This is a genomic window from Blautia hominis (genome assembly GCA_002270465.1).
GTDB lineage: Bacteria > Bacillota > Clostridia > Lachnospirales > Lachnospiraceae > Blautia > Blautia hominis.
In genome coordinates this window covers 809,713-825,348 of sequence record NQOF01000001.1, presented here as the reverse complement: position 1 = coordinate 825,348, position 15,636 = coordinate 809,713, and the positions used below count along the sequence as shown (strand labels likewise).

15 protein-coding genes and 2 pseudogenes are annotated in these 15,636 nt (G+C 42.2%); 12 read left to right on the top strand and 5 right to left on the bottom strand.

Features of this window, described 5'->3' with window-relative positions; all coding sequences use genetic code 11:
• Window positions 1–355: 355 nt before the first annotated feature.
• The 10 genes and pseudogenes from pcrA (at window position 356) to CI595_RS26545 (ending at window position 10,243) form a co-directional block, all read left to right on the top strand.
• Window positions 356–2,569, top strand: a complete 2,214-nt coding sequence (gene pcrA, locus CI595_RS03765; RefSeq protein ID WP_095172376.1) for a DNA helicase PcrA — start codon at window positions 356–358, stop codon at window positions 2,567–2,569.
• A 526-nt stretch (window positions 2,570–3,095) separates the two neighbouring features.
• Window positions 3,096–3,326 (top strand): DUF4366 domain-containing protein, encoded by a 231-nt coding sequence (locus tag CI595_RS03760; protein WP_018594181.1) that lies wholly within the window; start codon window positions 3,096–3,098, stop codon window positions 3,324–3,326.
• 71 nt (window positions 3,327–3,397) lie between these two features.
• Complete coding sequence (gene rlmD / locus CI595_RS03755) at window positions 3,398–4,789, top strand: 23S rRNA (uracil(1939)-C(5))-methyltransferase RlmD (RefSeq protein ID WP_095171844.1); 1,392 nt, start codon at window positions 3,398–3,400, stop codon at window positions 4,787–4,789.
• A gap of 501 nt (window positions 4,790–5,290) precedes the next feature.
• Window positions 5,291–5,749 (top strand): HNH endonuclease, encoded by a 459-nt coding sequence (locus tag CI595_RS03745; RefSeq protein ID WP_162291795.1) that lies wholly within the window; start codon window positions 5,291–5,293, stop codon window positions 5,747–5,749.
• 728 nt (window positions 5,750–6,477) lie between these two features.
• Window positions 6,478–8,121, top strand: coding sequence for an LA2681 family HEPN domain-containing protein (locus CI595_RS03740; RefSeq protein WP_095171836.1), 1,644 nt, complete (start codon window positions 6,478–6,480; stop codon window positions 8,119–8,121).
• A gap of 272 nt (window positions 8,122–8,393) precedes the next feature.
• Window positions 8,394–8,579: pseudogene (locus CI595_RS26560) on the top strand (IS982 family transposase); the annotation flags it as partial.
• A gap of 369 nt (window positions 8,580–8,948) precedes the next feature.
• Window positions 8,949–9,452, top strand: coding sequence for an iron chaperone (locus tag CI595_RS26555; RefSeq protein ID WP_243135092.1), 504 nt, complete (start codon window positions 8,949–8,951; stop codon window positions 9,450–9,452).
• A 55-nt stretch (window positions 9,453–9,507) separates the two neighbouring features.
• Complete coding sequence (locus CI595_RS03730) at window positions 9,508–9,750, top strand: ATP-binding protein (protein ID WP_330397238.1); 243 nt, start codon at window positions 9,508–9,510, stop codon at window positions 9,748–9,750.
• Window positions 9,747–9,869 (top strand): annotated as a pseudogene (locus CI595_RS27050) (DUF3795 domain-containing protein); the annotation flags it as partial. The gene CI595_RS03730 and the pseudogene CI595_RS27050, both read left to right, overlap by 4 nt.
• A 179-nt stretch (window positions 9,870–10,048) precedes the next feature.
• The gene (locus CI595_RS26545; protein WP_242987056.1) at window positions 10,049–10,243 is read left to right on the top strand and encodes a hypothetical protein; all 195 of its coding nucleotides are present in this window, start codon (window positions 10,049–10,051) and stop codon (window positions 10,241–10,243) included.
• A gap of 151 nt (window positions 10,244–10,394) precedes the next feature.
• Here the strand turns inward: CI595_RS26545 and CI595_RS03720 are convergent, their stop codons facing one another.
• Genes CI595_RS03720 through CI595_RS27045 form a run of 5 tightly spaced genes read right to left on the bottom strand, consistent with a single transcriptional unit; the run spans window position 10,395 to window position 13,422 of the window.
• Complete coding sequence (locus CI595_RS03720; protein ID WP_095171834.1) at window positions 10,395–10,814, bottom strand: khg/kdpg family aldolase/carbohydrate kinase; 420 nt, start codon at window positions 10,812–10,814, stop codon at window positions 10,395–10,397.
• A 34-nt stretch (window positions 10,815–10,848) separates the two neighbouring features.
• A complete protein-coding gene (locus tag CI595_RS03715; RefSeq protein WP_095171831.1) occupies window positions 10,849–11,388 on the bottom strand; it encodes a 2-oxoacid:ferredoxin oxidoreductase subunit gamma family protein in 540 nt (179 codons plus the stop codon).
• Between the two features lie 3 nt (window positions 11,389–11,391).
• Window positions 11,392–12,141 (bottom strand): thiamine pyrophosphate-dependent enzyme, encoded by a 750-nt coding sequence (locus CI595_RS03710; RefSeq protein ID WP_095171829.1) that lies wholly within the window; start codon window positions 12,139–12,141, stop codon window positions 11,392–11,394.
• A gap of 1 nt (window position 12,142) precedes the next feature.
• On the bottom strand, window positions 12,143–13,204 hold the full coding sequence (locus CI595_RS03705; protein WP_095171826.1) for a 3-methyl-2-oxobutanoate dehydrogenase subunit VorB: 1,062 nt from the start codon (window positions 13,202–13,204) through the stop codon (window positions 12,143–12,145).
• Window positions 13,201–13,422: a 4Fe-4S dicluster domain-containing protein gene (locus CI595_RS27045; RefSeq protein WP_408608176.1), complete on the bottom strand. Its 222-nt coding sequence runs from the start codon at window positions 13,420–13,422 to the stop codon at window positions 13,201–13,203. Before CI595_RS27045 ends, CI595_RS03705 begins: the two co-directional genes overlap by 4 nt.
• 192 nt (window positions 13,423–13,614) lie before the next feature.
• Between CI595_RS27045 and CI595_RS03695 the strand changes: the two genes are divergently transcribed.
• Both CI595_RS03695 and buk read left to right on the top strand, forming a co-directional pair.
• Entirely contained in the window at window positions 13,615–14,382 is a 768-nt protein-coding gene (locus CI595_RS03695) for an IclR family transcriptional regulator (protein WP_095171821.1), read from the top strand.
• Between the two features lie 171 nt (window positions 14,383–14,553).
• Complete coding sequence (buk, locus tag CI595_RS03690) at window positions 14,554–15,615, top strand: butyrate kinase (RefSeq protein WP_095171819.1); 1,062 nt, start codon at window positions 14,554–14,556, stop codon at window positions 15,613–15,615.
• Window positions 15,616–15,636 lie beyond the last annotated feature (21 nt).

The window sequence follows — 15,636 nt, the reverse complement described above, 5'->3', positions numbered from 1 at the left end:
GGAGAGCTGTGTTATATTGTAGGAACAGGTGTTTTGATGTTGCTGCCAAATTATGAAGCCAGTAACACATTTTGCGGTGCACAGCTCTGCCTTTTAGGACAGTTCACCTTTCAGGGTGAAAATGCAGGAAACGGCATTTAGGTGCTGGCTGTTGCGGGATTTTGCCAGGTATGGCGGAGCATCCCCGCGGGGAAAATGCCACCCGGGATAGCGGCCTGTGAACAGTAAGGGTTTGATCTTCGGATACAGAAAGTTCAGAGTATGCTGCTGCTATTCACAGCCCTGCCAAAAGAGCAGGTCTGTGAACAGTAACAGTGTGCTTTTTATCGTTATGGATTATGGAGGGACATTTTTTATGAGTATATATGATACGTTGAATCCCCAGCAGAAGGAAGCTGTCCTTCACACAGAGGGACCGGTGCTGATTCTGGCAGGGGCAGGTTCGGGAAAGACCAGGGTTCTGACCCACAGAATTGCTTATTTGATCGAGGAAAAGGGTGTAAATCCGTGGAATATCATGGCAATCACATTTACCAATAAGGCAGCAGGTGAGATGCGTGAACGTGTGGACAAGATTGTGGGATTTGGAGCGGAGAGCATCTGGGTTTCCACTTTTCATTCAAGCTGCGTGCGTATTTTGAGAAGATACATAGACAGACTGGGATTTGACCACAATTTTACCATTTACGATACGGATGACCAGAAAAGCTTGATGAAAGACATCTGCAAACGTCTGCAGATTGATACAAAGGTACACAAAGAGAGGGCAATCCTGTCCGCCATTTCCTCGGCAAAGGATGAATTGGTGACTCCGGAGGAGTACGAGCTGAATAATATGTCTGATTTCAGCAAGAAAAAAATTGCCCAGGCTTATAAGGAATATCAGAAAGAACTGAGAAAAAACAATGCGCTTGATTTTGATGATCTGATCGTGAAGACAGTGGAATTGTTTCAGGCATGCCCGGATGTGCTGGATTATTACCAGGAGCGTTTCCGTTACATTATGGTGGATGAGTATCAGGATACCAACACTGCACAGTTTAAGTTTGTGAGTCTTTTGGCAAGCAAGTATAAGAATCTGTGCGTGGTAGGTGATGATGACCAGTCGATCTATAAATTCAGGGGGGCGAATATTGGTAATATCCTCGGATTTGAGAAAGTATTTTCTAATGCAATGGTGATCAAGCTGGAGCAGAATTACCGTTCTACCCAGAATATCCTGAATTCCGCCAATGAGGTGATACATAATAATATCGGAAGAAAAGAGAAATCTCTGTGGACAGATAATGAGGAAGGTTCCCTGGTGCATTACAGGCAGTTCATGAATGCATATGAGGAAGCGGAATTTATTACAGGGGATATCAGCAGGAGGGTGCGGGAAGAGGACTGTCAGTATAAGGACTGCGCTATTTTGTACAGGACCAATGCCCAGTCACGTCTTTTCGAGGAGAAATTCCTTATGGCAAACATTCCTTACAAGCTGGTGGGTGGCGTGAACTTCTATGCCAGAAAGGAAATCAAGGATTTGCTGGCCTACTTAAAAACTGTGGACAATGCAAGAGATGACCTGGCTGTGCGCCGTATCATCAATGTGCCGAAACGGGGAATCGGGGCAACTACACTTGCGAAGGTGCAGGATTATGCGTCTGCGCATGATATGAGTTTTTATGATGCACTGAAAGAGGCGGAAAGTATTCCTACGCTTGGAAGGGCGGCTGGTAAGATTGAGCCGTTTGTCACATTTATCCAGAGCCTGAGGAGTAAAACAGAGTATTATTCTCCCTCAGAACTGCTCAATGACATTATTGAAGAGACAGGATATGTGATGGAACTGAAGGCAGAGGGGACCGAGGAAGCTGACGCCAGAATTGAAAATATTGACGAGCTGATCACAAAAATTGTTTCCTACGAAGAGGAAAATGAGGACCCAACGCTCAGCGGATTTTTGGAGGAGGTTGCCCTGATCGCAGATATTGATACTGTGGACGGGGATGGAAACCAGGTGCTCTTGATGACGCTTCACAGCGCTAAGGGGCTGGAATTTCCTTTTGTTTATCTGGCTGGTATGGAGGACGGGATTTTCCCAAGTTATATGACCATCACCGCGGATGATCCGACAGAGATTGAGGAGGAGCGCAGGCTTTGTTATGTGGGCATCACAAGGGCCATGAAGGATTTGACGCTGACCTGTGCGCAGCAGAGAATGATCCGTGGAGAGACGCAGTATAATAAGCCGTCTCGTTTTATCAGGGAGATTCCAAGGGAACTGGTAGATTTGGGAAGAGATTTTAAAGAGCAGAAGATTAAAGAAATTCCCCTTCCCAATACCATGAAACAGATGAAGCAGGCATTTAAGCAGCCGGCATTTATACCGAAGCAGTTTGAGGTGAAGAAATCAGCGGGACTGTCCTATGATGTGGGCGATACGGTGAAGCATATTAAATTTGGTGTGGGCGTTGTGAAAGGCATTGTGGAGGGCGGCCGGGACTATGAGGTAACGGTGGAATTCGACAAGGCGGGGACGAAGAAAATGTTTGCATCTTTTGCGAAGCTGAAAAAAGTGGAATAAGGATCTAAGGATTTGCAGAAGCTGTAGAGAGTGGGGATGATTTCAGGGATTTGCAGAAGCTGTAGAGAGTGGGGGATGATTTCAGGGATTTGCAGAAGCTGTAGAGAGTGGGGGATGGTTTCAGGGATTTGCAGAAGCTGTAGAGAGTGGAGGATGATCTTAGGGATTTGCAGAAGCTGTAGAGAGTGGGCGATGATCTTCAGGGACTTGCAGAGGGATCATAAGTCCAAGATTTGCCTAAGCGGAATCATAACAGAACTTTTTTGGTGGGTCTGTGAGCAGATGAAATTGAGATTACAATTTATATTCCCGGAAATCAATATGAAAATATTGAATAAAGGATAGTAAAATTTTGCCTATCGTGATATAATATTAAAAACAAGCCGAATGAAATTTTTTTTATTAGGAAACCATAATAGAGAAATTAGAATCACATTCGGCACAGATTGACAGACAGCCGGCAGCAACTCCGGATAGGCGGGGCAGCAGTGCAGGATGTCATATGTAAGAGAGGATGGTGCAGGCTATGAATCGTATTGAGGATTTAATCACAGCATTACAGAAGAAAGAAGAAGAAAAAAATAAGAATACCGTCTTATGGATTCTGGCTATCATCGGAGCAGTAGCTGCTGTTGCCGGAATAGCATATGCAGTATACCGTTTCTTCACTCCGGATTATCTGGAAGATTTTGAAGAGGACTTCGACGATGACTTCGATGATTATTTTGAAGACGATGACGAGGATGAAGACAAATAAAAAAAGAGTAATAGGGAGCTTCGGGAAACCGGAGCTTCTTTTTCTGTTAAATAATATCGGGAGGGATAGTTTTGAAAAAAGGAGAAATTTACGAAGGAATTATCGAAAAAGTGGACTTCCCCAACAAGGGACGAGTTGTGATAGATGGAAAGACCGTGATTGTGAAAAACGGAATTCCGGGCCAGAAGGTACGGTTTCTGATAAATAAAAAAAGAGGAGACCGCCTGGAGGGAAGGCTTCTGGAAGTGCTGGAGAAATCTCCAATGGAGAAACGCGGACCGGTATGCAGTATTTTTCCGGACTGCGGAGGCTGTATGTATCAGACTATGGAGTATGAAGAACAGCTGAAAATGAAGGCAGAGCAGGTTAAGAATATGCTGGATAAGGCCATAGCAGATGCAGGGCAGGTGGACGATGACGGGAACCCGGATTACGTGTTCGAGGGGATTAAGGGAAGTCCTATGGAGTTTGCATACAGGAATAAGATGGAGTTTTCCTTTGGGGACGAATATAAGGACGGACCGCTGGCCCTGGGGCTGCATAAGAAGGGAAGCACGTATGATGTGCTGAATGCTTTTGACTGCAAGCTGGTGCATGAGGATATGACAAAGATCCTGGTGTGTGTGGGCGAGTATTTCAGGAGCAGAGGTGTGAGTTTTTATAAGAAAATGCAGCATGTGGGGTATCTGCGGCATTTGCTTTTGAGGAGGGCGAATACTACCGGAGAGATTTTGGTGAATCTGGTCACTACAAGCCAGGAGGCGCATGATCTGGATATGCTGAAGGAAGAACTGCTGGCGCTGCCCTTGGAGGGGGAGATCGTGGGCTTTCTTCATATTATCAATGATTCGCTGTCAGATATGGTGCAGAGTGATGAGACGCGGATCTTGTATGGGAAGGATTATTTTTATGAGGAGATTCTTGGGCTGAAATTTAAAGTGACGACGTTTTCGTTTTTCCAGCCGAATTCATATGGGGCAGAGGTGCTTTATAATACGGCCAGAGAGTATATTGGGGATACGAAGGATATGACGGTGTTTGACTTGTACAGCGGGACGGGAACGATTTCACAGATTCTTTCGCCGGTGGCGAAAAAGGTGATCGGGGTTGAGATCGTGGAGGAGGCTGTGCAGGCGGCGAAGGAGAATGCGGAGCTGAATGGGATCACAAACTGCAGGTTTATTGCGGGGGATGTGCTGAAGGTGATTGATGAGATTGAGGAAAGGCCGGATTTCATTGTGCTGGATCCGCCCAGGGATGGGATCCATCCGAAGGCGCTGCCGAAGATCGTGGGGTATGGGGTGGATAAGATGGTTTATATATCCTGTAAGCCTAGTAGTTTGGCTAGGGATTTGGATTTGTTTTTGAGGGAAGGGTATCGGGTGGAGAGGGTTTGTTGTGTGGATCAGTTTTGTCAGACGGTGCATGTTGAAACCGCCGTGCTTCTCGTGCGGAAACCTTGATTCTAGGCGGGTTTGCGGGATTATTTGAAGAAAATGGAGTTGTGTTTTAACGAAAGGTAAGATGGATAAGTTTCCGCAGATAAGGGGACGGGGTAACGCCGGAGAGTTTGATAATGAGGGTTTTGTCGGGCAAAAGATGCAATCCGGCAAAACCCATACTATTTGGCAAGTGGATACTCCATAGTAAAACTTAAGTTTGTCAGTAAGAGTTCGGAATATTTTTTGCGAAACATTGGTGTGTTATAGAATAATAGAGAAAATTATGAAAGGGTACGCATATGATGAATGATACACGCTACTTCACAAAACAACTTTTGATAGAGTACAATAATGCAGCTATTAGGGAAAAAAGGAATAGGTCTATAAAAGAGGAGGTGCTTGAAAACCTTCAAGAAGGATATATCTTTCCGATTACATTTAATATGTATCATAGTAAAGATGAGATGAGAGTAATGATATCGCTTTACAGTATTTTTGGATATGTCAACTGAAAGATATGATATGTTACCTGTTGCAAAATGGGATAAAAAGGCACAAACATTTATAATTGAAGATGAAGATAAAATTATAAACAGATTTCCGTACCGAAATAGAGAGTGGACAGAAAAAGTTGTTAAGCAACCATATAGAAAACAGGGAAAGTTTAGAAAAGATGTTTTGAAAGCATATAATAGCACCTGTGCAATTTGTGGTTTAAAAGAGCCGAAAATATTAAGAGCTGCTCTTATTGTACCAGTGGCGAAAGGTGGTAGTGATAAAATACAAAATGGATTATGTTTATGTACAAATCATGAAATTGCTTATGACAAAGGATTAATAAAGATAAAGCCAGATGGAAAGATAGAAGCTCAAAATGAAGCTTTTAAAGATACTTATAAGAGAATTCTTTATCCACAAAATAAAGAATGGTACCCTTCTCCAGAATACTTAAAGGAAAAATATGAAAACAGCTTTGAATAACTATGAAGTCTGATATCATATATTTAGTGTTTAAATACTAATTAGTATTTCCGTTATTGATGTAATATATGTATTGTGATGAAATTATGTAAGGTTTGTAAGTGTGAATAAGTAGAAAAATTGTCATAAGAATTGCAAAAAGAGTACGGGTATTGGAATGCACTAAGGTAACTTTATCTTAGCAAAGTACAATATTTGTGGAGGTTGTATTAAAAGGGGTGAATTTTTTTATACAGGGGTGATTTTCAGTGAAAAGGGGTAAGAGGGGTAAAATTAGCGAGGATATCTACCCCACCACTATGTCATGAAAATATTTCTGCCATGTAGTATAAAAATCAACTTTCACCGCATGTGGAAAACGTGGCTCTGCTGACGAGAAAAGCCTAGGAAATCAAAGGGTTTAGGGGATTTCAGCGGGATATATAGGTGTGCTTTTTTGCTTGTTGAGATGATATAAGTTTCCGGTTACTGGGGTGGGGTAAGGGAAATGAATGTTTTGGCAAAAGGTTAGAATATTGTAGAATAAATAATTGGAAAGTATAACTGAGAGAGAATTGAATTTATATGCTAAAAGCTATGCAGATGAGGAGCTTTCTGTAACAAATACTCAGGATCGGAATAATTTCTAATGTATGATAGCGGGTTGCCAGGCAGGAAAGTTTGATACGTGTATAACCAAGTCAATTTCTCCTTTTGTAAGGAATACACAAAATGAAAGAAGGTTCAAGATGTCAGATACTAAATGGTATGAAGATGAAAACTTAGCTAACTTATCCCTTAAATGTGATGAAGCTTATTTAAATAAAGATGAAAAGGGTATGTGTATACTGGTGGATGAATGTTACGGACAAGCTCATGACTTGAAAAACTCTAACATGATTAGAGCAAGATATTTTTATATCTCATTTACAATACAATCCGATTTGATTGATTTGAAAAGGAAAGGAAGTGAGAGTAGAAATAACTATAAAGATAGGATTAAAGGTCTAAAATTGTATGAAACAGATTTTCAAAAAAGCTTATATTTAGCAAGAAATGCTTTTGAACTATTGGCTAATGAAATGGGTGAAGATATTAATATTTCCGAAAATGAATTTAAATATTTTATCAACTTTCAATGGCAATTAAGTGTGAATTATGCAAATTTCTTTTATCAAAATGGAAGATTTGTCAAAGCGGTTGAAATTTTAAGTATATTTGACACTGAAAATGTTTTTCCAATGGGAATGGCTCAATTAGGTATGAAATTATATGAATTATCTCGTTGCCATTACGATGAATCACAACAAACTATAATGTTGTATAAAGCTTTTCATTATATTAAACAGGCATATGAAAGTGATAATCCTTTTCCGGAAAAGGAGGAGATGGTTAACTTATTAAACAACTATATAGACAATATTATCTCAATGTTAGGACAAACATACTTAGAAAAACCATATACTATAAGTGATTTTCTTTATTTCTCCAATGATATGTCTGTGGATGAAACCAAATATTGGGAATGGGTTGCTAAAAACAAGCTGGCACTTAACCTTTTAAATGATGTGTTTGATACAGTTGAAGTTGGCTATGATCCATTACATTTACCAAGTATGACAGAAGAGATTGAAAGTAAAAAAGTGCAATATTTATTTGGTCTTTTTAATCAAATAAAGCAAGAGTATGTATCTGCAAGATTTTTGGCATATGAAGGTTTTAGTATCAAAGAGACACATTTTTCAGATAAAGATGTATATCTTGTTAATACTTTAGATTATCCTATATACGGACTAGGGATTGAAAAAATCAAAGCATGTTATCGGGCTGTATACTCTATTTTTGATAAAATTGCATTTTTCCTTAATGAATATTTTGAAATAGGAATTAAGAAAAATATTATTGGATATGTTAGGCTATTTTCACCGGATAAAAATTCTAATGATAAAGTCAAAATACTTGATATTGCAGAGAATAATTATCCATTGTATGGGATGTGGTGGTTATTTAAGGATGTTAGAAACATAAATATTAATGAGGATGGGACTGTAAATAAGGAGCAAGAATATAAACATATTGACAATGTAATGACAAAAGTATCAAAAGTAAGAAATGCTATGGAGCATGGATATCTGAAAATTCTTGATACTTATTGTAAAGAATTATTAATCGATGATAGTCGCTTAGACCAGTTGGCATATAATATTAGTTTTGAAGATTTTGAAAAATTGACCTTACAATTATTAACATATGTACGAGAAGCAATTGTTCTTTTGGTATTTTCAGTAAAAAGAGAGGAAGATATTAAAGAATTTCACCGCAGACCGGATGAGATATTAGCTCCTATGTATGCAGATAAATATGACGATGAGTGGAAACAAATTTTTGAATAATATCAAATTTTGATTAAGTCTGCGGGGTAAAACTATATTATTGACGTGTAGTATAAAAAACAACTATCACCGCACGTTGAAACCGCCGTGCTTCTGGTGCGTAAAGGTTGATTCTATGGGCATTTGCGGGATTATATGATGGATATGGAATTGTGTTTTTACAAGTAAAGTGATGAATAAGTTTCCGCAGATATGGGGACGGGCACAATCCTTACTATTTGGCAAAAGTGGATATTATCTGGTGAAAGATATACCCCGCGGCAAAAGTCCATGATTGGCCCAAACCGGTAGGTCGGTTGATCTTTAAGCTGTGAAGACGTGTAAAAACCGTATTTTCACAACTAAGTGAATAATTTGATGCGAAAAGGGGCTGGGCCAAAAGTTTTCAAGGCTTATGCACCAGACTCACAAACGAAATTTTGGCATATAATTTATGTCTGACTTATAAAAAAGACTGAGGGAGCGGTATGAAAAAAAAATAGGAGATGGTTGGGAGAAGTCAGAACACTTCTTTCTGTTATGGTTCGTAACTGGAGCGTGCTCATATGCTTTGAACTTATTTATAAGGTGATAGGTCTTTGTTTTTTCTTCCCCTTTTTTGGCGAATTTGCTGTTTTCTATTTTGGTGTTGGGAGTGTACTTATTTTTTGAGATTGTTGCATTAATTACATATAGTGAAAAAAGTTGGAACAGGGAAGAACTACCATGTGGCAGTTAACTTATGCTACTGCTTATGCCCATTTCGTTTTTTGGTGCATCTAGTGCTTTTTTAAGCACCGTACAGATTCCGGAGTTTATTATGACGGCCATTATCGGGAATGTGTTATATGTCTGTCTGCTTGCTGCGGTTGTTTTACAATGCTTCTTCTGACCGAGTTATCTTTTCTTGGACTTATACATTTGCTTTCATAGCAGTGCTTAGCGGTGTCTGGCTGTCAGGAGTAAGTATCCTTGCTGGAACAGCCCGTATTTTTCATGGAGTGGAGGCGTTTTCTACTGTATATGAATATATTGCAAGCTACAGCGGTGATGTGCGACAGCGTATGGAAACGTTACGGCAGATTATTTTAGAGTGTTCACCGGATATCACCGAGAAGATTTCCTGGGGTATGGCTACTTTTGTGCTTAACGGTAATCTTGTCCATTTTTCAGGGGAAAAGAGACATTTGGGTTTTCACCCGTCCCCAAGCGCAATTGAAGCGTTTAAGGACGGTTTTGCGGATTACAAATATTCAAAAGGCACGTTACAGTTGCCATATGATAAACCGATGCCATATGAATTGCTTCGTCAGATGATATTGTTCAGGGTTCAGGAACAAACGAAGAAATAAAGCAGAGAATGGAAAGGAATTCGTTTGTCAGGTATATTATTGGAGGGGTGAGGCATTGAAAAAGTTATACATGATTGGTGGAACTATGGGTGTAGGAAAGACAGCCACCTGCCAGATTTTAAAACAGAAATTGGATAACAGTGTCTTTCTGGACGGGGACTGGTGCTGGGACATGCGCCCATTTCAGGTAACGCAGGAAACAAAGAAAATAGTACTGGAGAACATAACCTTTCTTCTGAATAATTTTATACAATGTTCTGCCTATGAAAATATCATATTTTGCTGGAGATACCGTTGAAGGATTTTCTAAGAGACAATCTATGCTTTTCCCTCTGTGGCCTAAACTGCGGACTATGCCATATGAAGCAGGACGGCCATTGTCCGGGCTGCGGAGGCGGAGAGGGGAACCAGTTATGCGGGATGTAAACTGGGGCTTGACGGGATGCTGGCAGGTTTTGTGAACGGGACTTACATATCCTTCTGTCCAGCTTTATATGTGCAGATGAGCATTTCAAATGTATGGTAAAAACAATCCACCATGAAGTTTTCAGAAGGGGGAAAAGCGGCAAGAACAGCGGCTGGTTTCAGAACACTTTATGCAGAGTGAGATACTATTTTCAGCGAAGGAAAAGGATTCCCTTGACTGGAATACGATAAAACGGCTTGTGGATGACAACCGGAATTTTAAAACGCTTCTGGATGAGATGCCGAAGGGAATCAGGCACAATGCTATGTTTGATGTGGATGTGTCGGTTCTGATTTGGAAAAAATATTTAAGAGTAAGGGTATAATATAAAAAACCTCCCTAGATGAAAGATTATAATAAAATCATCAGGGAGGTGCTTGGAGTGAGGAGAATCTGTCAGAAAACAGGTTGTGCGAATCGTCAGTGCAGTTTAGGCATTCCTGGAAGTTGTCGTGGATGTCCAAAATTTTTCTGATTTACTTTTGAATCAAATGAACCGCAAACCCTCCAATCTCATCCTGCATATAAACAAGAAATGGAACCCCATCCTTGTAACAAATAGAATCCTCCACAAATCTGCATCCCTGATTTTCCAGATATCTTTTTGCCAAAGGCAAAGAATTTGTACCAATAGCAATATGCCCATTAACACCGCGGGCAGACCTCTTCATGATTTCTATTGCATCACCGGCAAATATAGAAATATCGGTATCCCGCTCCATAAATCCAAATAAGCTTTTAAAAACCATCGCAGTTGAGATCGCAGCGGCCTCATCCGGGCAGTTAATACCTACATGCATAAGTTCAAAGCCAAACATATCCTGCACTTTTTCCGGTGTCATGTCTCTAAAATTTGTCGTATCATTAAAATCTGTCATATCATTAAAATCCGTCATCTTTTCTATTCCTTACCCTTTCCCTCCGTATGGATTACCTGTTAACTGCCTCATATCCGGCATTAAAAGCCTCCATATTAGCTTTCTGAAATTTGGATTTTCCCTTTTTCTCAAACATAAGATTCATTGCGTTAATCGCAGCCTCCTTGGTAAAGTCCCCTAAGAGTTTAACCACCGCTCCGGTCATCACGATATTAGCACTTTTAGGGTTCCCTAATTGCGCCGCGATCCCGGCGGATGCAATACGGATATAATGCACGTCACTCCTGCAGTCATTCGATATATCGACCAGGTCGTTTACTACCACGATCCCACCATGAGCTGCCAGAGGAAGAAATTTCTGAAGGGAGAGATCATTCATGACCAGTAGTATATCCGGGTGTTCCTGTGATGGGTTATAGATAATCTCCTTTCCATACTTTACCGTACAGTTAGCAGTACCGCCCCGCATGGCGGAGCCATAGGAGGGAACCCAGGTAACATGGTAACCAGCAGTGGCTGCAATATCAGAAATGATCAGGCCGGATGTCAAAATTCCCTGCCCGCCTGAACCGGCAAATACGATCTCCTTCATAATCTAGCGCCCCTTTCTTCCCTTGAATTCCCCAATTGGATAATAAGGGATGATCTCTTTTTCAATTCGTTCCATAGCATCCAGAGGAGAGAGTCCCCAATTCACCGGGCACGGTGACAACACCTCCACCGCTGAATACCCTTCATGGTCCATCTGCGCTTCCAGAGCATTTTTTATATATTTCTTCAGTTGGTTAACTCTTTTAGGACTTGTCACAGTACCCCTTGCTATATAAGCGGCATCTGGAAACTGGCTGGCAGCCATCTCCGGGAAGCGGATGGGGTATCCTGTGACGGCACAGTCCCGTCCGCTGACGCTGGTCGAGGTTTTCTGGCCTTCCAGTGTGGTGAGGCTCATCTGTCCGCCTGTCATTCCAAAGTTAGTATTGTTTATAATGATCACGGTGATATTCTCATTTCGATAGGCAGCATTAAAAGTTTCAGAAAGACCAATGCTGTAAGCATCACCGTCACCCTGGTAAGAGACTACAAGGACATCCGGGTTTACGCGCTTTATGCCCGTTGCCACGGCTCCGGCGCGTCCGTGTGAACAATGGAGACGGTCACATTCCAGGCCGGCCCCAAGATTTGAGGAACAACCTACTCCGATCGCAAAAATAATATTGTTATTCTGATTTAATTCATCCAGACATTCCATGATTAAACGGCTGACGATGCCGTGCCCGCATCCCGGACAGAAATCCATTGGTTTATCTGCCAGTGCCGGGACTTTTCTCTCCTGGATAATTGCCATATCAGTAGACCTCCTTTCGTTCACCTGCTTTTATCTTGAAATATTCTTCCTCAATGCTTTGGAGTGTAGGAGTGCCAAAGACACAGGCCATATCATAGACCGGTACATTCCTTTCTTTCAGTGCCTTTTTGGTGTAAAGGGCAGCATCGTCCACAAGCTGCCCCGTGGCATTGGCTTCCACGGTGATGATTCCCTTTACTTTGGGATTGATGTGGTAAAATGCTTTTTCAGGGAATGGCCATGCGGTTATGGGACGTATGATTCCGACTTTCTCCCCCTGTGCGCGGAGGGCACGGACTGCACCCAAAGTACTCCGTCCCGGTACACCGTATGAGATGAAGACATAATCGCTGTCCTGCAGGGATTCCTCCTCCCAGCGTTGTTCATTTTCTTTTATGCGGTTATATTTTTCTACCAACTCGACTGCTTCCTTACGGGAATCCCTTTGAAAGATCCCCACTTTTTTGTATGTATAATGGCCGTTCAGTGCCCAGGGCAGCCTTTTAGGTTCTACAAAGTCTGGCAGGGTTACCGGTTCCATCATCTGTCCTAAAGTTGCCTCACCCATCATGACTGTGACTACCCGGTATTTTTCTGCCAATTCATAGGCCGTAAGTATTAAATCCACAAATTCCTGCACGGAAGCCGGACACAGCACAATGCATCGATAATCTCCGTGTCCTCCACCCCGGGTCTCACGGTTGTAATCACACTGTGCGGATATGAGGGTCCCAAGCCCATTTCCGTATCTGACCTGGGTTATTACCACTGCGGAAAGGCCTTCGTCTGACAAAGTGGAGATACCTTCCTGCATCAGAGATATACCCGGCCCTGAGGAGGCCGTCAATGCCCGCACACCACTGGCTGCCGCACCGATCACCATATTGATTCCCGCCAGTTCGCTTTCGGATTGTATAAAGCTGCCGCCTTCCTGCGGGAGTCTCCAGGACAGGTATTCCATGATCTCACTGGAAGGGGTGATAGGATAACCTGCATAAAATCTTACACCGGCGCGGACTGCTGCCTCTGCAATTGCCTCATTTCCTTTCATCATTTCCGTCATGAGAGATCACGCTCCTTTCTATCTTGACTGCCCGGTATGTAAAACACCCCGTCAGGACAAATGGTGTAACACATGCCACAGGCGATGCATGCTTCATCGTTTACCTGTACAGGATGGTACCCATTTGCATTTAACATACCCGACTTGCTGATGGCCTGTCGCGGACAGTGATAAATGCAGAGGCCGCATTCCTTGCAGCGTTCTTGTTTTACGTTCACTTTCACAATAATACCCTCCAATCTCCAATAAATATATGTTCCACTCACTGGAATACTGTTCTATTTTTAAATTATAACGCCTATCTTTTCCGGATGTCAAGTGGCAACATGGAATTTTCACGCTCTTGACATAATGTTGGAAATGTAATTTAATGAGATTAATCATAAATTTTTAAGTAACGGAGGTCTAACATGTCAGATGTGATTCAGGCGGTGGATCGTGCACTGGAAGTGCTGATCTACTTGAATAAAGAGGGTGTAGAAACCAGTGTGACAAAGATTGCATCGGATTTGGGCGTTTATAAAAGCACCATATTCCGTACACTTGCCACATTGGAAGCCAGGGGGTTTGTACAGAAAAACCCGGAGACAGGGAAGTATTGGTTAGGGAGCCGTCTTTTTACCATGGGAAAAAGCGTAGAGAATAAGATGGGTATCCGGGAAATGATACGCCCTTATGCGAAAAGGCTGCATGAGCGTTATCATGAAGTGGTAAATGTCTCCATCCTGGAACGTAATCCGGGGGAGGTGTACCATAGTGTCATTATCCTGAAAGAGGAAAGCACACAGCAGATGCTTACAGTAAATCCGCCGGTAGGCTCCAGCTGTGAATGCTACTGTTCGGCTGTGGGCAAGTGCCTGCTGGCATTCAGCGAGGGCATTGACCTGTCTGTTTATGAGGAGCATCCGTTTTTCCGGTTTACCGGAAATACCATTCACTCTGTGGATGTGCTTCGTGATGAATTAATAAAGGTATGTGAAAATGGCTATGCCATTGACAAAGAAGAGCAGGAGGTAGGGCTCTTTTGTATTGGCGCACCAATTTTGGACAGGAAAGGAATTGCGGTCGCGGCAATTAGTCTTTCAGGTCCAACCAGCCGTATGTTGTCATCAGATATAGACGAGCGAATCCAGGCAGTTTGTAGTATTGCACATGAAATTTCGGAAAATTTTGTATAATATTAAGATTGACAGCTAAATGTGGCTGTGATATATATTAATCATGTTAATATTCGTAAAAAAGAAAAGATTGTGCCATTCTTTTCTTTTTTAACCTCTTAAAATTGGAACATTGTTCCAGTGAATAGAACGAAATCAGCGAAAGCAAAAAGAAAGAGAGGGGAAAAAGGGATGAAGATCATGGTGATCAATCCTGGCGGAACATCCACAAAGACTGCAGTTTTTGAAGATGAGCATGTGCTGTTTAAAAAGACCATCATCCATGCAGCAGATGAACTTAGGAGGTTCCCCCATGTAGTGGATCAGTTGGACTATCGCAGGAATATTATCCTGGACACATTAAGTGAGGCCGGTTTTGTACCTGGGGATTTCTCTTGTGTGGTGGGAAGGGGCGGTCTGCTGGCGCCGCTGCAGGGTGGTACCTATGGAGTGAATGAACGGATGACAAAAGACTTAAAGAAGGCTGTCCATGGCGAGCACCCTTCTAATCTGGGCCCTATATTGGCAAAAGAGATTGCCGATGAGGTGAATATCCCTTCTTTTATTGTTGACCCGGTCTCCGTGGATGAGTTGATGCCGATTGCCCGTATCAGCGGCCTTGCTGAGCTGGAGCGGCCCAGTTGGTTCCATGCATTGAACCATAAAGCAGTGGCCCGTTTTATAGCGAAGCGGATAGAAAGGGAGTATGAAGATTGCAATTTTATCATTGCACATCTGGGTTCCGGCAATTCTATTGTGGCTCACAAGGAGGGCAGAATGATAGATGGAAGCGGGGGACGCAGCAATGGACCATTTTCCCCGGAAAGGAGCGGCGGGCTGCCTACATACCCGTTGGTTGAATTATGCTATTCCGGTAAATACAGCCATGAAGAAATGGTGGATAAAATCAGCAGCGGGGGAGGGATATATGATCATCTGGGTACGAAAGATGCCAGGGAGGTGGAAGAAAGGATAAAGAAAGGAGATGAAAAAGCAAGGACGGTTTATCAGGCATTTGTATATTCTGTGGCAAAAGAAATCTGTTCCTATGCGGCAGTATTTGAAGGGAAGGTTGATTGCATTATCCTGACAGGCGGTCTTGCCCATTCCGGTTATGTAACGGAGGAGATTACCAGAATGACAGGTTTTCTGGCTCCTGTGGAAATCGTTCCGGGGGAATTTGAATTAGAGGCATTGGCATATGGAGCACTGAGAGTGCTTAGAAAAGAAGAGGAGCCAAAGTGCTACGGATAACAGACATTTCCTTTAGAGAGA